The 17,775-nt window shown below is 73.1% G+C and carries 15 protein-coding genes; 9 read left to right on the top strand and 6 right to left on the bottom strand.

The genetic code is table 11. The features are described from left to right. The first annotated feature begins 8 nt into the window (after positions 1–8). The 3 genes from xseA (at position 9) to ACFYZY_RS14505 (ending at position 2,359) form a co-directional block, all read left to right on the top strand. Positions 9–1,226 carry an exodeoxyribonuclease VII large subunit gene (gene xseA / locus ACFYZY_RS14515; protein WP_388693394.1) on the top strand — a complete coding sequence of 406 codons (1,218 nt, stop codon included), beginning with the start codon at positions 9–11 and terminating at the stop codon, positions 1,224–1,226. Between the two features lie 92 nt (positions 1,227–1,318). Further along, a complete protein-coding gene (locus ACFYZY_RS14510) occupies positions 1,319–1,591 on the top strand; it encodes an exodeoxyribonuclease VII small subunit (RefSeq protein ID WP_388693392.1) in 273 nt (90 codons plus the stop codon). A 177-nt stretch (positions 1,592–1,768) separates the two neighbouring features. Continuing rightward, positions 1,769–2,359, top strand: a complete 591-nt coding sequence (locus tag ACFYZY_RS14505) for a malonic semialdehyde reductase (RefSeq protein WP_388693390.1) — start codon at positions 1,769–1,771, stop codon at positions 2,357–2,359. A 147-nt stretch (positions 2,360–2,506) separates the two neighbouring features. Here the strand turns inward: ACFYZY_RS14505 and ACFYZY_RS14500 are convergent, their stop codons facing one another. Further along, positions 2,507–3,040 carry a DUF4245 domain-containing protein gene (locus tag ACFYZY_RS14500; RefSeq protein WP_388693388.1) on the bottom strand — a complete coding sequence of 178 codons (534 nt, stop codon included), beginning with the start codon at positions 3,038–3,040 and terminating at the stop codon, positions 2,507–2,509. A 119-nt stretch (positions 3,041–3,159) separates the two neighbouring features. Here ACFYZY_RS14500 and glpX point away from each other — a divergent pair, with 119 nt between their 5' ends. Next, entirely contained in the window at positions 3,160–4,191 is a 1,032-nt protein-coding gene (glpX, locus tag ACFYZY_RS14495; RefSeq protein ID WP_388693386.1) for a class II fructose-bisphosphatase, read from the top strand. 129 nt (positions 4,192–4,320) lie between these two features. On the opposite strand, the gene ACFYZY_RS14490 is transcribed toward glpX, so the two are convergent. Next, positions 4,321–4,692 (bottom strand): WhiB family transcriptional regulator, encoded by a 372-nt coding sequence (locus ACFYZY_RS14490; RefSeq protein ID WP_388693384.1) that lies wholly within the window; start codon positions 4,690–4,692, stop codon positions 4,321–4,323. 281 nt (positions 4,693–4,973) lie between these two features. Further along, positions 4,974–5,696: a DUF1707 domain-containing protein gene (locus tag ACFYZY_RS14485; protein ID WP_388693382.1), complete on the bottom strand. Its 723-nt coding sequence runs from the start codon at positions 5,694–5,696 to the stop codon at positions 4,974–4,976. A 220-nt stretch (positions 5,697–5,916) separates the two neighbouring features. On the opposite strand from ACFYZY_RS14485, the gene ACFYZY_RS14480 reads away from it, so the two are divergent. After that, the gene (locus ACFYZY_RS14480) at positions 5,917–7,584 is read left to right on the top strand and encodes a fumarate hydratase (protein WP_388693380.1); all 1,668 of its coding nucleotides are present in this window, start codon (positions 5,917–5,919) and stop codon (positions 7,582–7,584) included. A 71-nt stretch (positions 7,585–7,655) separates the two neighbouring features. Here the strand turns inward: ACFYZY_RS14480 and ACFYZY_RS14475 are convergent, their stop codons facing one another. Further along, on the bottom strand, positions 7,656–8,186 hold the full coding sequence (locus ACFYZY_RS14475) for an SRPBCC family protein (RefSeq protein WP_388693379.1): 531 nt from the start codon (positions 8,184–8,186) through the stop codon (positions 7,656–7,658). A 173-nt stretch (positions 8,187–8,359) separates the two neighbouring features. On the opposite strand from ACFYZY_RS14475, the gene ACFYZY_RS14470 reads away from it, so the two are divergent. Further along, a complete protein-coding gene (locus tag ACFYZY_RS14470; RefSeq protein WP_388693377.1) occupies positions 8,360–9,004 on the top strand; it encodes a lipoprotein in 645 nt (214 codons plus the stop codon). Positions 9,005–9,070: 66 nt separating this feature from the next. On the opposite strand, the gene ACFYZY_RS14465 is transcribed toward ACFYZY_RS14470, so the two are convergent. Continuing rightward, entirely contained in the window at positions 9,071–10,609 is a 1,539-nt protein-coding gene (locus ACFYZY_RS14465) for a ricin-type beta-trefoil lectin domain protein (RefSeq protein WP_388693375.1), read from the bottom strand. A gap of 106 nt (positions 10,610–10,715) precedes the next feature. Here ACFYZY_RS14465 and ACFYZY_RS14460 point away from each other — a divergent pair, with 106 nt between their 5' ends. From ACFYZY_RS14460 to ACFYZY_RS14450, 3 genes are all read left to right on the top strand, one after another. Continuing rightward, the gene (locus tag ACFYZY_RS14460; protein WP_388693373.1) at positions 10,716–12,137 is read left to right on the top strand and encodes a class II fumarate hydratase; all 1,422 of its coding nucleotides are present in this window, start codon (positions 10,716–10,718) and stop codon (positions 12,135–12,137) included. Between the two features lie 107 nt (positions 12,138–12,244). Then, complete coding sequence (locus tag ACFYZY_RS14455) at positions 12,245–12,910, top strand: DUF402 domain-containing protein (RefSeq protein ID WP_388693371.1); 666 nt, start codon at positions 12,245–12,247, stop codon at positions 12,908–12,910. 311 nt (positions 12,911–13,221) lie between these two features. Continuing rightward, positions 13,222–15,153 carry a SpoIIE family protein phosphatase gene (locus ACFYZY_RS14450; protein WP_388693369.1) on the top strand — a complete coding sequence of 644 codons (1,932 nt, stop codon included), beginning with the start codon at positions 13,222–13,224 and terminating at the stop codon, positions 15,151–15,153. Positions 15,154–15,328: 175 nt separating this feature from the next. On the opposite strand, the gene ACFYZY_RS14445 is transcribed toward ACFYZY_RS14450, so the two are convergent. After that, entirely contained in the window at positions 15,329–17,572 is a 2,244-nt protein-coding gene (locus ACFYZY_RS14445; protein WP_388693367.1) for a transglycosylase domain-containing protein, read from the bottom strand. Positions 17,573–17,775: the final 203 nt, after the last annotated feature.

The following is a 17,775-nucleotide window of genomic DNA, read 5'->3' as shown; positions in this document are numbered from 1 at the left end:
CTCGGTCCATGGCTCTGACTACGTCCGCGGAAACGCCGCTCCCCGTCGGTGAGGTCTCCCGGCTGATCGGCGGGTGGATCGACCGGCTCGGGGCGATCTGGGTCGAGGGGCAGATCACGCAGCTGTCGCGGCGCCCCGGCGCCGGGGTCGTCTTCCTGACGCTGCGGGACCCCTCGTACGACATCTCCATCGGCGTCACCTGCTACCGGCAGGTCTTCGACGCGGTCGCGGACGTCGTGTCGGAGGGGGCCAGGGTCGTCGTGCACGCCAAGCCCGAGTGGTACGCGCCGCGCGGGCAGCTGTCGCTGCGGGCCGTCGAGATCAAGCCGGTCGGGATCGGGGAGCTGCTCGCCCGCCTCGAACAGCTGAAGCGGACCCTGGCCGCCGAGGGCCTGTTCGCGTCCGACCGGAAGAGACCGCTGCCGTTCCTGCCGCACCGGATCGGCCTCGTCTGCGGACGCGCGTCGGCCGCCGAGCGGGACGTCCTGGAGAACGCGCGCCGCCGCTGGCCCGCCGTCCGCTTCGAGGTGCGGAACGTCGCGGTGCAGGGCGTGAAGGCGGTTCCGCAGGTCGTGGGGGCGGTCCGGGAGCTGGACGCGGACCCGGGGGTGGACGTGATCATCGTCGCCCGGGGCGGCGGGAGCGTCGAGGACCTGCTGCCGTTCTCGGACGAGCAGCTCGTCCGGGCGGTGGCCGACTGCCGTACGCCGGTGGTCTCCGCGATCGGGCACGAACCGGACTCGCCCCTGCTCGACCTGGTGGCCGACCTGCGCGCCTCGACGCCGACGGACGCGGCCAAGAAGGTCGTCCCGGACGTCGGGGAGGAGCTGGACCGGGTGCGCGGCCTGCGCGACCGGGCGCTGCGGACCGTGCGGGGCCTCCTCGACCGCGAGGAGCGCGGACTGGCGCACGCGCTCGCGCGGCCCGTCATGGAACGGCCGCTGCGCATGGTCGAGGTCCGCGAGGACGAGGTGGCCGCGCTGCTCGCCCGGAGCCGGCGGGTCCTCGGCCATCTGCTCGACCGGGCCGACTCGGAGCTCTCGCACACCCGGGCGCGGGTCCGGGCGCTGTCGCCCGCCGCGACGATGGAACGGGGGTACGCGGTGCTCCAGCGGGCGGACGGCACGGTGGTCCGCTCCCCCGGCGAGGTCTCCGGGGACGAGGAGCTGCGGGCCCGGGTCGCGGAGGGCGAGTTCGCGGTACGGCGCGTGGCCGACCCCGGCTGAGCGCTCCGGGGCCGGACGCCCCCGCACATGGCCGCCGGCCACGACCACGGCACACCGGCCACCGATCACCGATCACCGACAGAGGACGGAACATGGCAGCGAGCACGAGCACGAGTACGGGTACGGGCACGGACGGGACGGCGCTCGGGTACGAGCAGGCGCGGGACGAGCTGATCGAGGTCGTCCGGCGGCTCGAGGCGGGCGGGACGACCCTGGAGGAGTCCCTGGCGCTCTGGGAGCGCGGGGAGGAGCTGGCGAAGGTGTGCCGGCTCCGCCTCGACGGGGCGCGGGCCCGCCTGGACGCGGCCCTCGCGTCGGAGGCGGACGGCGGGGAGGACGGGACCGGGGACGACGGGGAGGGGTGACCTTCCGGTCCGCTCCCGTCCCGGCGTAGGATCACGAGTGAAGCGGATCACTATCCGGATTAGGTAGTTGAACTTTCACCAATCCTGGGCGTACTGTCGGAGACATCGCTTGAACTCCGTACGAGTGATCCCTCTTGTGCGCTTTCGCGCAGCCGCGCAGTCCGGAAGGTACGCAGCATGTCCCTCGCCCTTGACCCCGCCGCCCAGGACCTCCTCTTCCGCGAGGCCCGCACCGCCAACACGTTCACCGACGAGCCGGTGACCGACGAGCAGGTCCGGGCGATCTACGACCTGGTGAAGTACGGCCCCACCGCCTTCAACCAGTCCCCGCTGCGCATCACCCTGGTCCGCTCCCCCGAGGCCCGCGAGCGCCTGGTCGCGCACATGGCCGAGGGCAACCGGCCGAAGACCGCCGCCGCGCCGCTCGTCGCGATCCTCTCCGCCGACAACGAGTTCCACGACGAGCTGCCGGCCCTGCTCCCGCACTTCCCGCAGGCCAAGGACATGTTCTTCGCCGAGCGCCCGGCCCGTGAGCAGTCCGCCCTGCTGAACGCCGCCCTCCAGGCCGCGTACTTCATCGTGGGCGTCCGCGCCGCCGGCCTGGCCGCCGGTCCGATGACCGGCCTGGACTTCGCCGGCGTCCAGAAGGAGTTCCTCGACGACGACCACACCCCGCTGATGGTCGTCAACATCGGCAAGCCGGGCGAGGACGCCTGGTTCCCGCGCTCCCCGCGCCTGTCCTTCGACGAGGTCGTCACCACCGTCTGAGACCGGCGGGCCGGTGGCCGCGGCCACCGCCACGGGAAGGGCCCCGCACTCCACGAGTGCGGGGCCCTTCCCGTACGCCTCCCGGGCCGGCCCGGCACGTCCCGGACCCGTCCCGGCCCTCCCGACGCCCTCGGCCCCGGGAGCGCCTCAGACCTTCTTCGACCGCAGCGAGCCCGCCATCTCGGCCAGCCGGTCGAAGGAGACCGTGCCGGTCACCACGGTCGTGGCGCCGCCCTCCGACCGCACGAGCGCGTCGTACTTCGGGCCCTCCCAGAGCTGCCAGACCTCGCCGGCGACCGCCCGGGTCCTCCCGGTGTTCTTCGCCTTGTGGGTCACCTCGGGCACGAACGTGCCCGCCGCCGCCGTCGACTGGTGGATCGCCACGTACTGCGTGTCCGGGGAGAGGAAGCCGAGCTGCCACGCGTCGGCCTTCTCGCGCCGGTACGAGACGACCGTCGCCCTCCAGCCCTCTCCGAGGCCCTCGGGGGCCAGCACCGGATACGGCGCCGCCCGCTGGGCCGTCAGGAGCTCGACCCGGTAGTCCTTCGCCTTGACCGGCTCCGTGCTCTCGTCGTGCGGGATGAAGAGATACATCACGCCCGCGGCGACCATGATCACACCGAGGGACTGGAACATCCCGCGTACCGTCTGCCTGCCTCGCATACCTGCCACGCCCCCCATGGTCGCATCACGGTCCCGTGCTCATACGTAGGCCCCCCTGCTCATTTTGTCGACCTGACGATAGAGTCGCAGCACCCTCTTTTTTTCCCGGCCGTCGCCGTACAGAAAGGTGCGCCCCGATGACCGAGCACACCCTCCCGCCCGAACTGGAGGTCTCCCCCGAGGCCCCCGACCGCAACCTCGCCCTCGAACTGGTCCGCGTGACCGAGGCCGCCGCCATGGCCGCCGGGCGCTGGGTCGGCCGCGGCGACAAGATCGGCGCGGACGGCGCGGCGGTCAACGCCATGCGCACCCTGATCTCCACCGTCTCGATGGACGGCGTCGTCGTCATCGGCGAGGGGGAGAAGGACGAAGCCCCCATGCTCTTCAACGGCGAGCGGGTCGGCGACGGCACCGGCGCCGAGGTCGACATCGCGGTCGACCCGATCGACGGCACCACGCTCAACGCCAAGGGCATGCCCAACGCGATCGCCGTCCTGGCCGCCGCCGACCGCGGCAGCATGTTCGACCCGTCCGCGGTCTTCTACATGGACAAGCTGGTCACCGGCCCGGAGGCCGCCGACTTCGTCGACATCAACGCCCCCGTCTCGGTCAACATCCGCCGGGTCGCCAGGGCGAAGAACTCCTCGCCCGAGGACATCACGGTCGTCATCCTGGACCGCCCCCGCCACGAGGGCATCGTCAAGGAGATCCGCGAGACCGGGGCCCGGATCAAGTTCATCTCGGACGGCGACGTCGCCGGTTCGATCATGGCCGTCCGCGAGGGCACCGGCGTCGACATGCTCATGGGCGTCGGCGGCACCCCCGAGGGCATCATCTCCGCCTGCGCCATCAAGTGCCTCGGCGGCGTGATCCAGGGCAAGCTCTGGCCGAAGGACGAGGCCGAGCGGCAGAAGGCCCTCGACGCGGGCCACGACCTGGACCGGGTGCTCTCCACGGACGACCTGGTCGGCGGGGACAACGTCTTCTTCGTGGCCACCGGCATCACCGACGGCGAACTGCTGCGCGGGGTGCGCTACCGCGCCGAGACGGCGACCACGCAGTCCCTGGTCATGCGCTCGAAGTCGGGCACGATCCGGCAGATCGACTCCACGCACCGGCTCTCGAAGCTGCGCGCGTACAGCAAGATCGACTTCGATCGCGCCAACTGAGACGGTCCGCCGCCGGTCCGGCGGGAGCCGCCGGACGGACGGCACGAAGAGGGGCGCCCCCATGTGCGGTGGGGGCGCCCCTTCCCGTACGGGCCCGCGCGGAGCGTCCGCGCCTCCGTCGGGGTCCGGTCAGCCCGCCTTGGCGATCCGTTCGGCCGGGGCCGACTTCCTCAGCTCCACCTCGCGCCGCCGGCGCCGGGCCAGCACGACGCGGCGCTCCGCCGCCGTGAGCCCGCCCCACACCCCGTACGGCTCCGGCTGGAGCAGCGCGTGCTCGCGGCACTCGACCATCACCGGACAGCGCGCGCAGACCCGCTTGGCCGCCTCCTCGCGCGCGAGGCGCGCGGCGGTGGGCTCCTTGGAGGGGGCGAAGAAGAGTCCGGCCTCGTCCCTGCGGCACACCGCCTCCGCGTGCCACGGACCGCCCTCGTCCTCCCGGGCGGGGGTGCGCGGCGGGGGGACGGCGACGGCCTGGAGGGGCTGATGCGGCAGTTGCAGCACGGTCTACTCCTGACGACGGCTTCGCGGGCGAGGGCGATGCACGAGCCTTACCCACTGTGCGTGCGCCTATGCACTGGGTGCCGCCGCGCACCGCCCCGCGGACGCCGGACGGCGCATTCCGGTCACCTCGTGGCCGGTCTTCCCGCCCTTGCGGCACCTCGTGGCCGGTCTTCCCGCCCTCGCGGCGCCTCGCGACCGTCCGCTCCCGCCCCGCCGGGCCGGCGCGCTCCCCCGCGCCCGGACGCCGGGCGCCCGGCCGGGGCGTCCGCGTCCGGTGCCCGTCAGTGGCCCAGGTGCTTCCGCGCCCTGGCCTGGAGGTCCGTGATCCACTTGCCGCGCTTGGGCCGCGCCTCGACGTTCCCGAAGACCGAGTAGCCGTTGACGACGACGACCGGGGCCTGCGGATCGACGCCCTCCAGGGTCACGACCTCGAAGTTGCCGAAGATCCCGCTGCCGTTGCCGCGCAGGCTGATGTTCTCCGGGACCCGCACCTCGACGTTGCCGAAGACGGAGGTGGCGTTGATGGTGGTGAGGCGCTGGGCGAAGATCGCCTCGGTCAGGTCGATCTCGACGTTGCCGAAGAACGCGAACGCGTTCGTCCGGCGGCCCACCCGCCAGCGGCCCTTGCGGGTGGTGCTGGAGAAGACAGCGACGAGGTTGTCCGGGGCGCCCTCCGGGTCGTCGGGGCCGTAGGCGTACGCCTCCCCGGGCTCCGGCCGGGTCGTCCGGGCCGCCGGCAGGTCGCGGACGATCGGCTCCAGCTCCCCGACCGTCTTGGCACGGTAGACCGCGTCGATCCGGTCCGCGTGCTCCTCGGGGTCGAGCCTCCCCTCGGCCAGGGCGTCCCTCAGGATGTCCGCGATCCGGTCCCGGTCCGCGTCCGAGGCCCGCAGCGAGCCCTCCGGATGGGCGGAGACGGGCGCCGCGGGGGCGGTCTCGGCGGGGGCGGCCGACCGCTGCGGCTGCGGCTGCTTCTCGGGTTCGGGCTGCTTTTCGAGGTCCACGGAGGCAGCCTAGCGAAACGCGATAGATCGCGACCAGGGGGCGGGGCCGGAAGGCGCGGACGGAATCGGGGCGGCCGGGGCCCGGCCGCGCCCGGGACCCGGCGCCGGCGCGGGTGAGCCCTACCTCACAGGAACGCCGGGGCGGGCGCGTTCTACGCTGGAGGGCGCGCCGCCAACGGAGGCGGCGCCGCCGTCCGCCGAGTGAGGAATGACCGCCGTCATGCCAGAGTTTTCGTACTCCGATCTGCTCCCCCTGGGAGAGGACACCACGCCCTACCGCCTGGTGACCTCCGAAGGCGTCTCCACCTTCGAGGCCGACGGGCGTACGTTCCTCAAGGTCGAGCCGGAGGCGCTGCGCACGCTGGCCGCCGAGGCGATCCACGACATCCAGCACTTCCTGCGCCCGGCCCACCTGGCCCAGCTGCGCCGGATCATCGACGACCCGGAGGCGTCGGGCAACGACAAGTTCGTCGCGCTCGACCTCCTGAAGAACGCGAACATCGCCGCCGCCGGCGTCCTCCCGATGTGCCAGGACACCGGCACCGCGATCGTCATGGGCAAGCGCGGCCAGAACGTGCTGACGAGCGGCCGCGACGAGGAGGCCCTGTCCAAGGGCGTCTACGACGCGTACACCAAGCTCAACCTGCGGTACTCGCAGATGGCCCCGGTGACCATGTGGGAGGAGAAGAACACCGGCTCGAACCTGCCCGCGCAGATCGAGCTGTACGCGACCGACGGCGGCGCGTACAAGTTCCTCTTCATGGCCAAGGGGGGCGGCTCCGCCAACAAGTCCTTCCTCTACCAGGAGACGAAGGCCGTCCTCAACGAGGCGAGCATGATGAAGTTCCTGGAGGAGAAGATCCGCTCGCTCGGCACGGCCGCCTGCCCGCCGTACCACCTGGCGATCGTCGTCGGCGGCACCAGCGCCGAGTTCGCCCTGAAGACCGCCAAGTACGCCTCCGCGCACTACCTGGACGAGCTGCCCACCGAGGGCTCGGCCGAGACCGGCCACGGCTTCCGCGACAAGGAGCTGGAGGAGAAGGTCTTCGAGCTGACGCAGCGGATCGGCATCGGCGCGCAGTTCGGCGGCAAGTACTTCTGCCACGACGTGCGCGTGGTGCGCCTGCCGCGCCACGGCGCCTCGCTGCCCGTCGCGATCGCCGTCTCCTGCTCGGCCGACCGCCAGGCCGTCGCGAAGATCACCGCCGAGGGCGTCTTCCTGGAGCGGCTGGAGACGGACCCGGCGCGGTTCCTGCCGGAGACGGAGGACTCCGACCTGGAGGCCGGCGAGGTCGTGCGGATCGACCTCAACCAGCCGATGGACGACATCCTGGCCGAGCTGACCAGGCACCCGGTCAAGACCCGCCTCTCCCTGACCGGGCCGCTGGTCGTGGCGCGCGACATCGCACACGCCAAGATCAAGGAGCGCCTGGACGCGGGCGAGGAGATGCCGCAGTACCTGAAGGACCACCCGGTGTACTACGCGGGTCCGGCGAAGACCCCCGAGGGGTACGCCTCCGGCTCCTTCGGCCCGACGACGGCCGGCCGCATGGACAGCTACGTCGAGCAGTTCCAGGCGGCGGGCGGCTCGAAGGTCATGCTGGCCAAGGGCAACCGCTCGCAGCAGGTCACCGACGCGTGCGGCACGCACGGCGGCTTCTACCTCGGCTCGATCGGCGGCCCGGCGGCCCGCCTCGCGCAGGACTGCATCAAGAAGGTCGAGGTCGTCGAGTACGAGGAGCTCGGCATGGAGGCGGTCTGGAAGATCGAGGTCGAGGACTTCCCGGCCTTCGTCGTCGTGGACGACAAGGGGAACGACTTCTTCCAGAACCCGGCGCCGGAGCCGACGTTCACCCACATCCCGGTGCGGGGCCCCGGCCTCGCCTGACCCGGGACGGCGTCCCCCGAGGGGCCCCGGCCACCACCGGCCGGGGCTCCTCCCGCCGTCCGTGCCGGGCGTCAACCGCCCTGTTCGGCGAGGGCCTTGACGCCCGCGAGGGTCGCCTCCATCCCCGTGCGCAGCTCTCCCAGCCGGGCGGCGACGATCTCCTCCTCGCGGTCCGGCCACCGTTCGACGGTCAGGGTGACCCCGCTGCGGCCCGGACCGAGGCGGGCCGACTGCCGCAGCCGGGTGCCCCCGTCCTCGGGGGCGAGTTCGTAGCGCCAGGTCGCCAGGGCCCCCGCCGGGTCCGGCACCGGCTCCCCGAAGAGGCCGTCCGCGTCCGTGACGGCCCAGGCGAACACCCGCCGCTCCACCAGCTCGGTCACGTACGAGACGGTCCGCCACTCGCCGAGCAGCCGGTGGTGGTTGTACCCCTCGAAGCGCGCGCCCACCCGGGGGCCGTCCGCCCCGTCGAGCCAGGCGGCGCGCCGCAGTTCGGGGCTGAACCGGGCGGGCAGCAGGATGTCGGTCACCAGCCCCCAGACCAGGGGCACGGACGCCCCGATGTGGATGTCACCGTGCGCGCTCGGCCCCTCGGCGTACTTCATGGCGCTCCCTCCGTTCCGGTCCCCGATCATCCCGGGGGCCGGTCCGCCTCCACAACGGGACTTCGGTCACTCCCGTCCGGACGCGGGGACGCGCCGCCGCGCCGGCCCCGCCCGCCGGGACCTCCCGGGCCTCCCGGACCGTGCGGGTCCGGTCCGGGACTACCCTGCCGGTCATGAGACTTCCGATACGGCTCCTGGTCCCCGTCCTCCTCGCGGCGGGACCGCTGCTGTCCGGCTGCGGTCCCGAGCCGCTGCCGGAGGTCACCGGTGGGGCGCGGCCGACCGCGGGGCCGCCGGGGACCGGAGCCCCGGCCGCGCCCGCCGCCGGGGCCTCCCTCGGCGGCCCGGGGACGGCCTGCGTCCTGCCGGTCTCCTTCACGCTCGCGGCGGAGTGGAAGCCGAAGGCGGTCGTGGTCCCCGAGGGGTCCGAACTCGCGGAGCTCGCCCGCCGGGGGCCGGCCGTCATGCGCTGCGAGATCGACGCCAAACCGGCCGGACACCTGGGGTTCCTGCGGGTGTGGACGGCGGAGAAGGGGTCCGCGCGGGCCGTGCTCGAAGGTTTCGTGACGGCGGGCGGGAAGAGTCCGGGCGCCTCCTACCGGGAGACGACGGCGGGCGCGCTGCCCGCCGTCGAGGCGACCTACACGGTGCGGAGCGAGTCACTCGACGGGAACGACGCGGGCAAGGAGGCCCGCGCCTTCGCCGTCACCACCCCGCGCGGGGTGGTCGTGGTCGATCTGGGCGGGTCGGACACCGGGGAGCACCGCGCGATGCTCCCGGCGTACGAACTGGCCCGCACGACCCTGAAGGGCTCCTGATCCGGGCGTGCCGCGGCCCCCGTCCCGTGCTGGGCGGGGGCCGCGGTGTTCCCGGCGGGGTACGGGCTACGCGAACTTCTGGTTCGCGGAGCCGTCGCAGGTCTGGAGCCTGACGGGCTCCCTCGCCGCGCCCTGGGTGAGGCAGACGCCGGTCGCGGCGGCGGGCCGGATGGTGGCGCCGTCACGGACGAACTTCTGGTTGGCGCCGCCGTGGCAGTTCCAGAGGAGCAGGGCCGTGCCCGTCCGGTACTGGAGGTCGGGCACGTCGAGGCAGCGGTCCTGGGTGAGGCCGGTGTGGACGGTCTGCCGGGCGGAGTCGTACCACCAGGTCTGGTTGCGTCCGTCGTGGCAGTCCCAGCCGAGGACCCGGGTGCCGTTGGAGCTGCTCGCGGCGTCCACGTCCAGGCAGTCGCCGGTCGCCTGGTTCTTCAACGGCCGGTAGGCGTCGTCCCAGGCGAGCGGGAAGAGGGTGGGCCTGCCGGTGGAGTTCACGTCGGCGCAGCTCGCCTCGCGCAGGCCGGACGTGTAGAGCTGGGTGAGGCAGGAGGCGAAGGCGGCGTGTCCGCGCGCGTTGGGGTGGAAGGACTGGCGGACCGAGTTCTCGTCCGGCAGGCCGGGCTTGGAGAGGTCGATGTAGAGGCCCCGGGCCCAGGGGTCCTCCATGCAGACCTCGTGGCCGTGGAAGAGGCGGGAGTTGTCGAGGTAGGTGGCGCCGGTGCTCGCGGCGGCCTTCCGCATGCCGCGCTCGAAGGCGGGTACGGCGGTGTTGCGGCCCCAGACGGTGTCGGAGTCGTAGCCCAGGCCGCCGCAGGCCAGCTTGCCGGGGAAGTTCGGGTTGTCGCGGAAGTCGGGGCCGATCGGGCTGGGGTAGCCCATGAGGACGAGCTTGTAGTCGCCGTCGGCGTACCCGGCGTCGCGCATGACGGTCCTCAGGTCGCGGACGGTCTGTTCGACCTTGGGGACGAGTCCGTCGACGCGGGCCTGCCAGCCGGGGGCGTACTTGGGCTCGCAGGCGCCCTGGCTGAGGAGGTAGCGGGTGACGCAGTCGGTCATGACGGGGCCGAACTGGAGGTCGTCGTTGGCTCCGGCGACGAGCAGGACCATCTTGACGCGGGTGTTGCGGGCCTTGACCGCGAGGTTGTCGCTCTGGACGAGTTCGTCGGCGTACTGCCGGGAGCCGCCGATGCGGATGTTGCCGCTGTACGCGCCGGAGCAGGACACGTTGAACGTGAGGTCCGCGGGGATCCCGGTGCGGTGGATGGCGGCGTCGGGCGAGCGGTGGCACCAGTTGGTGGGACCGTTGGTGGGGGGTTCGTAGGTCCCGACGCCCTCGCCGGAGATCTCGCTGTCGCCGAGCGAGACCAGGCCGGTCCTGCGCTGGTCGAGCGGGCGCTCCTCGGGGCTTCCGTAGATCTTGGTGGCCTCGGCCGCCCGGATCGCCTCCAGGGCGGGGGGAAGGGGTACGGAGGAGACGGTGGCCCTCGTGCCGGTGGCCGTGTCGGCCGCGCCGGCGGGAGCGGTGGCCGCGATCATGGTTCCGAGGACCGCGGCGGCCGCGGCGACGGCTGCGGCGGGTCGGCGGAGTCTGTACCTGGTGCGCGTCATGGCGCCTCCTGGAAGTGGGGTTACCCACGGTTTTTACTGGCCGGTACGCGGCTTGGGAATACATCGAACAAGACAACTGCTCAACTTTTGCGGGAGGTTGAAGAAGATGAACGACCGTGAGGGCTACCGGATCGAGCACGATTCCATGGGTGAGGTGCGGGTTCCCGCCCACGCCAAGTGGCGGGCGCAGACCCAGCGGGCGGTGGAGAACTTCCCCGTGTCGGGCCAGCGCCTGGAGCGCGCCCACATCGAGGCCCTGGCCCGGATCAAGGCCGCCGCCGCCAAGGTCAACGCCGGGCTCGGGGTGATCGACGGGGACCGGGCCGGGGCGATCGTCTCGGCGGCCGGGGAGGTCGCGGAGGGCCGCTGGGACGAGCACTTCCCCGTGGACGTCTTCCAGACCGGCTCGGGCACCTCGTCCAACATGAACGCCAACGAGGTGATCGCCACCCTCGCCACCGAGCGGCTGCCGGAGGGCCGGGAGGTCCACCCCAACGACCACGTGAACGCCTCGCAGTCCTCCAACGACGTCTTCCCGTCCTCCATCCACATCGCGGCCACCGGCGCCGTCACCCGCGACCTGATCCCCGCCCTGGAACACCTGGCCGCCGCCCTGGAGCGGAAATCGGCCGAATTCGCGGAGGTCGTGAAGTCCGGCCGCACCCATCTGATGGACGCCACCCCGGTCACCCTCGGCCAGGAGTTCGGCGGGTACGCGGCCCAGATCCGGTACGGGGTCGAACGGCTGCGGTCCGCGCTCCCCCGGCTCGCGGAACTCCCCCTCGGCGGCACGGCGGTGGGCACCGGCATCAACACCCCGCCCGGCTTCTCGGCGGCGGTCATCGAGGAGGTCGCCCGCACGACCGGGCTGCCGCTGACCGAGGCCCGCGACCACTTCGAGGCGCAGGGCGCCCGCGACGGCCTGGTGGAGACGTCCGGACAGCTCAGGACCCTCGCCGTCTCCCTCACCAAGATCGCCAACGATCTGCGCTGGATGGCCAGCGGGCCGCGCACGGGCCTCGCGGAGATCAACCTCCCCGACCTCCAGCCCGGCTCCTCGATCATGCCCGGCAAGGTGAACCCGGTGATCCCCGAGGCGGTCCTGATGGTCGCCGCGCAGGTGACCGGGAACGACACGACGGTGGCGGTGGCGGGCGCGGCCGGGAACTTCGAGCTCAACGTCATGCTGCCGGTGATGGCCAAGAACCTGCTGGAGTCCGTACGGCTCCTGGCCAACGCCTCCCGGCTGCTCGCGGACCGCACGGTCGACGGGATCACGGCCAACGCCGGACGCGCCCGCGAGTACGCCGAGTCCTCGCCGTCCGTGGTCACCCCGCTGAACAAGTACATCGGCTACGAGGAGGCCGCCAAGGTCGCCAAGAAGTCCCTCGCCGAGCGGAGGACCATCCGCGAGGTGGTCCTCGAGTCCGGGTACGTCGAGCGGGGCGACCTCACCCTGGAACAGCTGGACGAAGCCCTCGACGTCCTGCGGATGACGCGCCCGCAGGACGGGGGCGGCCGCCCGTGACCCGTGCCGCGGCGGCGCCGGGAGCGCGCCCCCGGGGCGTGTGCCGGAAGCGGCGCCGTCCTCCGGACGGACGGCGCCGCTTCCGGCACACGCCCTAAGATCTGCGCATGACAGGATCGGACGGCTCCCCGCACTGGGCGCCGGGGGACCACATCCTCTGGCGCTACCGAGGCAACGGCACCGGAGCGGTGCACATCTGCCGGCCCGTGACGGTCGTCCGGGACACGGCCGATCTGCTCGCGGTCTGGATGGCGCCCGGCACCGAGTGCGTGCGGCCCGTGCTCGCCGACGGCTCCCCCGTCCACGAGGAGCCGCTCGCCACCCGCTACACCGCCCCCCGCACCACGGGCCGGGCGCGCTGGTCCGGCACCGGGGTCCTGAAGCTGGCGCGGCCCGGCGAGCCGTGGTCGGTGTGGCTGTTCTGGGAGCGCGGCTGGCGCTTCCGCAGCTGGTACGTGAACCTGGAGGAGCCCCGGACGCGGTGGTCCGGAGGCGTGGACTCCGAGGACCACTTCCTCGACATCTCCGTCTACCCCGACCGCACCTGGGTGTGGCGGGACGAGGACGAGTTCGCGCAGGCCCAGCGGTCCGGCCTGATGGGGCCGGAGCAGGCGGCCCGGGTGCGGGCCGCCGGGGAGCTGGCGGTGGAGCGCGTCCGGGCCTGGGGGACGCCGTTCCGGGACGGCTGGGAGCACTGGCGGCCCGATCCGGCGTGGCGGGTTCCGGAGCTGCCGGCGGACTGGGACCGCACTTCGGCGCACACGGCCCCGTGAGACCCTTGTCGCGCCCCAGGGGGGCAAACGTAGGATCGTCCTCCGCACGTCGGAAACGGAACGAACAGCACGTCAGAGCTACCGAACAGTACGACAGGGGCCGCGTACGGAGCGGGTCCTGACCGCCAGTCACCCACGAGGGGGAGAGCAGTGCCGGACGTCTGCCCGGGTGGCGCGCCCCCTGTCGTCCCCGCGACGTGCGGAGCCTCGGCATCCGCCGCCCGCGAGGGGTTTATCCCCGTCGCGGGCGCGGCATCGGCGAGAAGAGCGAGTGCATCGCACCACCGGCCCGGACGGACGGAACCCCACGCGTGACGGAGCATCCCACCTCCCACGAAGGACGGCAGCCCCTGGCTGCCCGGCCGCAGGAACGCGCGCGCCCCCGCCAGGAGGCGGTGGCCGGCCTGCCCGACCGGCCGGGCGGAGCGGCGCTCCCCGGTACGGAGGCCCCCGCCGCCGGCCTGCCCGCACCGCCTCGCGGGGCCGGTGGGCCCGGTGCCGTGGCCGTCGCGGTCTCCCCCCAGCCGCCCGGCGGGGCCGGGGACGGCGCCGCCCGGCGGGAGGGCGAGCGGCTGCGGTTCGTCGGGGCGGCGACGCGGCGCATCGCCCGCGGCATCGACCTGGACGAGATCGTGCTCGGTCTGTGCCGGGCCACCGTGCCCACCTTCTCGGACGAGATCCTGGTCCACCTCCGCGACCCGCTGCCGGTGGGCGACGAGCGTCCGGCGGCCCCGTTCGTGCTGCGGCTGCGCCGGTCGGACCGGCTGCGGTTAACGGACCCGGAGTCCGGGGACGCGGTCCTCGTACCCGATCCGGAGCCGACCCTCGCGGCCGAACTCTGCGAGGTGCGGCCCGGCGGAGCCCTCGCCGAGGTGCTGCGCGGGGTGCGGCCGGTCTTCGGCGACTCCGCCGCCGCCCGCGCCGCGCTGACCGAGCTGCTCGGCACCGGCCATCCGCTGCCCGGCGGACCGCGGGCGATACTGGCTCCGCTGCGCGGCCGGCGCCGGGTGATCGGCGCCGCCGTGTTCCTGCGCCGCCCCGAGCGGGCCGGCTTCGACCCGAACGACCTGCTGGTGGCGGCGCAGCTCGCGACCCACACCGCGCTCGGCATCGACAAGGCCGTGCTGTACGGGCGCGAGGCGTACATCGCGGACGAGCTCCAGCGGACGATGCTGCCGGACTCGCTGCCGCAGCCGACCGGGGTCAGGCTGGCGTCGCGCTACCTGCCGGCCGCCGAGACGGCGCGGGTCGGCGGCGACTGGTACGACGCGATCCCGCTGCCCGGCAGCCGGGTCGCCCTGGTCGTGGGCGACGTCATGGGCCACTCCATGACGTCGGCGGCGATCATGGGCCAGCTGCGCACCACCGCGCAGACCCTGGCCGGGCTCGACCTGCCGCCGCAGGAGGTCCTGCACCACCTGGACGAGCAGGCGCAGCGGCTGGGCGAGAACCGGATGGCGACCTGCATGTACGCGGTCTACGACCCGGTCTCGCACCGGATCACCGTGGCGAACGCGGGGCATCCGCCGCCGATACTCCTCCACCTGGGCGGACGCGCGGAGGTCCTGCGGGTGCCGTCCGGCGCCCCGATCGGGGTGGGCGGGGTGGACTTCGAGGCGGTCGAGCTGGACGCCCCCGCCGGTGCCACGCTGCTGCTGTACACGGACGGTCTGGTGGAGTCCCGGGTGCGGGACGTGTGGACCGGGATCGAGCAGTTGCGGGAGCGGCTCGCCGCGACCGCGCAGCTGACCGGCCCGGACCACTCGCCGCCGCTCGAAGCGCTCTGCGACGACGTCCTGGACATGCTGGGCCCGGGGGACCGGGACGACGACATCGCGCTGCTCGCGGCCCGTTTCGACGGGATCGCGCCGAGCGACGTGGCGTACTGGTTCCTGGAACCGGAGGACGCCGCTCCGGGCCGGGCCCGGCGCCTCGCCCGGCGGGCGCTCGCCCGCTGGGGCCTGGAGGAGCTGACGGACTCGGTGGAGCTGCTGGTCAGCGAGGTCGTGACGAACGCCGTGCGGTACGCGGAGCGGCCGGTGACCCTGCGGCTGCTCCGGACGGACGTGCTGCGCTGCGAGGTCGGCGACGACTCCCCGCAGCTGCCCCGGCAGCGGCGGGCGCGGGACACGGACGAGGGCGGCCGCGGCCTCTTCCTGGTGAACCGGCTGGCCCGGCGGTGGGGGGCCACCCGGCTCTCGGGCGGCAAGGTGGTCTGGTTCGAGCTGGCGACCCGCGCCTGAGGGCGGACGGGGCCCGCACGCGGGGGGCGTGAGCGCCCTTCCCGCGGACCCGTACGACGCCGGCGGCCCGTACGGGCGTGAGGGGCGTACGGGCCCGCGTGCGGCGGAGGGCCGGACCCGCACGGGGTCCGGCCCTCCGCCGTGCCGTCACCGCCGGGACGTCACCGCCGTGCCGTCACTGCCGGGGCGGCGGGGTGCCCGGTCCGCCGGGGCGGCCGGGCCGGACGGGGTCCTGGCCGGGCTCGGTGGCGCCGCCGTCCGGCGGTTCGATCGAGGGCGGCGGGGACGGCTCGTCGGTCACCGGCTCCCGGGTGGGCGTCGGCGGCGTGGTCGCCGGAGTGTGCGACGGGGTCACCGGCGGGGTGGTCGCCGGGGTCCGCGCCGGCGTCGTCGGGGTGGCCGGAGGGGTGGTGGACGGCTCCCGGGTCGGCTCGTCCGGGGCCTCGGTGGTCCGGGTGGGGTCCGGCTCGGTCTCGTCCGGGCCCTTGGTCTCCAGGTCGAACTCCGCGTCGGAGCCGCCGTCGAGGGCGCGGTTCGTGTAGTCGCCCCAGATCTGGGCGGGCGTGCGGCCTCCGTTGGCACGGCCCTCGTTGATGGTGTCGGTGAGGGTGACCTGGCGGCCCGTGGGGCTCTCGCCGAAGAGGCCGACGGCGGTGACGAGTTCGGGCGTGTAGCCCACGAACCAGGCGGAGCGGTTGTTCTCGGAGGTGCCGGTCTTGCCGGCGGCCTCGTAGTCGCCGGCGGCGCGGAAGCCGGAGCCCCCGGGCTTCACGACGCCCGTCAGGGCCTTGGTGACGGTGTCGGCGGTCTCGCGGCTGACGGCCTGGCCGCCGATCGCGTTCCCGCCCCGGACCTTGCGGTCCCGGTGCTCGGCGGTCCTCACCAGGGTGGGGGTGACCTTCTTGCCGTGGTTGTCGAGCGTGGCGTAGACGCCCGCCATGTCCATGGTCGAGGCGTTCATGGTGCCGAGGGACATGGCGGGGGCCTCGGGGAAGTCCTTGCCGTCCTTCATGCCGAGTCCGAGGGCGGTGCGCTTGACCTTGCCGGGGCCCACGTCCACGATCATCTGCGCGAAGACGGAGTTGACGGAGCTGTTGACGGCCCGCTGGACGGAGAGGGAGCCGTAGTCGCGGTCGTCCTCGTTCTCCGGGGCGAAGGGGATGTCGCTGCCGACGACCTCGCGCTTGCTGGTGCCGTCGTAGACCGTGCCGAGGCCGATCGTCCGTCCGTCCTGGGTGGTCGACCCGTTCTCCAGGGCACTGGCGAGGACGATCGGCTTGAAGGTGGAGGCGGGCTGGTAGTCGCGGCGGGTGGCGTTGGAGATCCAGTGCTCGGTGGCGCCGACGCCGCCGTACATCGCGACGACCGCGCCGGTCTTCGGGTCGACGGAGGTGGCGCCGGCCTGGACGGTGGCGTGCTTCGCGTTGCCCTTGCGGTCGAGCTTGGACTCCAGCTGCTTCTCGACGGCCTTGACGAGGTCCTTCTGCCTCTTCTCGTCGATGTTCAGGGTGATCGTCCAGCCGCCGGCCCGGATGTCCTCCTCGCTGACGCCCTGGCGGGCCAGCTCCTCGTTCGCCGCCTCGACGATGTAGCCGGTCTGGCCCTCCATGCCGGGCAGGGGCCTGGGCTTGTGCGGTACGGGGAACTTCGTGCCGGCGCGCTCGGCGGGCGGGAGCCAGCCCTCGCCGACCATGTTGTCGAGGACGTAGTTCCAGCGCTCCTCGACCAGCTTGCGGCCGGTGGCGTTGGCGGCGGTCCAGTCGTACTGGTTGGGCGCCTGGAGCAGGGCGGCGAGGTAGGCGCCCTGGGCGGTGGTGAGGCGGGAGGCGTCGACGCCGTAGTACGAGCGGGCGGCGGCCTGTATGCCGTAGGCGCCGCGCCCGTAGTAGCTGGTGTTCATGTACCCGGCGAGGATGTCGCCCTTGTCCATCCGCTGGTCCACCTTGACGGCGATGACCATCTCCTTGAGCTTGCGGCTCGCCGTCCGGTCCTGGCTCAGGTAGTAGTTCTTGACGTACTGCTGGGTGATGGTCGAGCCGCCCTGCTTGCCCTTGCCGGTGAGGGTGGACCAGACGGCGCGGGTGGTGCCCTTGATGTCGACGCCGTTGTCCCGGTAGAAGCTCTTGTTCTCGGCGGCGACGAACGCCTTCTGGACCTTCTCCGGGATCTTGTCCAGGCCGACGATCTCGCGGTTGACCTTGCCGGTGCGGGCGAGGATCTTGCCGTTGGCGTACTTGTAGATGTTGCTCTGCATGGTCGCCTCGGCGTTGGCCGACGGCACCGGGACCATGAGGTAGACGACGTACAGGGCGCCCGCGCCGATCAGGCAGACCATCAGGAACGTGCCCAGGAGCTTCTTCGGGGAGAAGAAGCGGCGTATGCCGCCCTTCTTCGCCTTTCCCGTGTCAGGTCGGCCCATGTGTCCCGTCGCTCCGCTCGTCGTGTGTCCCCGCGCCCCGGCGCTGTCCCCGTACCCGCCGGATCAGCTCAGCAAGCTAACACCGACGAGGCGGACAAAGGAGACCGATCACGCCTTTTCCGGACGTGAGAATCAGCACCCGCACCCAGAGGAACCGACGCTCCGGCGGGCCGGACGGTTGCGCGAACGAGGCGTTCCGCTTG

Origin of the sequence: Streptomyces sp. NPDC001744 (genome assembly GCF_042892575.1) — a bacterium.
Classification (GTDB): domain Bacteria; phylum Actinomycetota; class Actinomycetes; order Streptomycetales; family Streptomycetaceae; genus Streptomyces.
The sequence above is the reverse complement of the archived record's forward strand: the minus strand, read 5'-3'. Positions and strand labels throughout refer to the sequence as shown.

What these genes read in the sequence shown, in the direction of transcription:
- xseA (WP_388693394.1), top strand. Translation starts at nt 9, where the DNA reads ATGGCTCTGACTACGTCCGCGGAAACGCCGCTCCCCGTCGGTGAGGTC.
- ACFYZY_RS14510 (WP_388693392.1), top strand. Translation starts at nt 1,319, where the DNA reads ATGGCAGCGAGCACGAGCACGAGTACGGGTACGGGCACGGACGGGACG.
- ACFYZY_RS14505 (WP_388693390.1), top strand. Translation starts at nt 1,769, where the DNA reads ATGTCCCTCGCCCTTGACCCCGCCGCCCAGGACCTCCTCTTCCGCGAG.
- ACFYZY_RS14500 (WP_388693388.1), bottom strand. Translation starts at nt 3,040, where the DNA reads ATGGGGGGCGTGGCAGGTATGCGAGGCAGGCAGACGGTACGCGGGATG.
- glpX (WP_388693386.1), top strand. Translation starts at nt 3,160, where the DNA reads ATGACCGAGCACACCCTCCCGCCCGAACTGGAGGTCTCCCCCGAGGCC.
- ACFYZY_RS14480 (WP_388693380.1), top strand. Translation starts at nt 5,917, where the DNA reads ATGCCAGAGTTTTCGTACTCCGATCTGCTCCCCCTGGGAGAGGACACC.
- ACFYZY_RS14475 (WP_388693379.1), bottom strand. Translation starts at nt 8,186, where the DNA reads ATGAAGTACGCCGAGGGGCCGAGCGCGCACGGTGACATCCACATCGGG.
- ACFYZY_RS14470 (WP_388693377.1), top strand. Translation starts at nt 8,360, where the DNA reads ATGAGACTTCCGATACGGCTCCTGGTCCCCGTCCTCCTCGCGGCGGGA.
- ACFYZY_RS14465 (WP_388693375.1), bottom strand. Translation starts at nt 10,609, where the DNA reads ATGACGCGCACCAGGTACAGACTCCGCCGACCCGCCGCAGCCGTCGCC.
- ACFYZY_RS14460 (WP_388693373.1), top strand. Translation starts at nt 10,716, where the DNA reads ATGAACGACCGTGAGGGCTACCGGATCGAGCACGATTCCATGGGTGAG.
- ACFYZY_RS14455 (WP_388693371.1), top strand. Translation starts at nt 12,245, where the DNA reads ATGACAGGATCGGACGGCTCCCCGCACTGGGCGCCGGGGGACCACATC.
- ACFYZY_RS14445 (WP_388693367.1), bottom strand. Translation starts at nt 17,572, where the DNA reads ATGGGCCGACCTGACACGGGAAAGGCGAAGAAGGGCGGCATACGCCGC.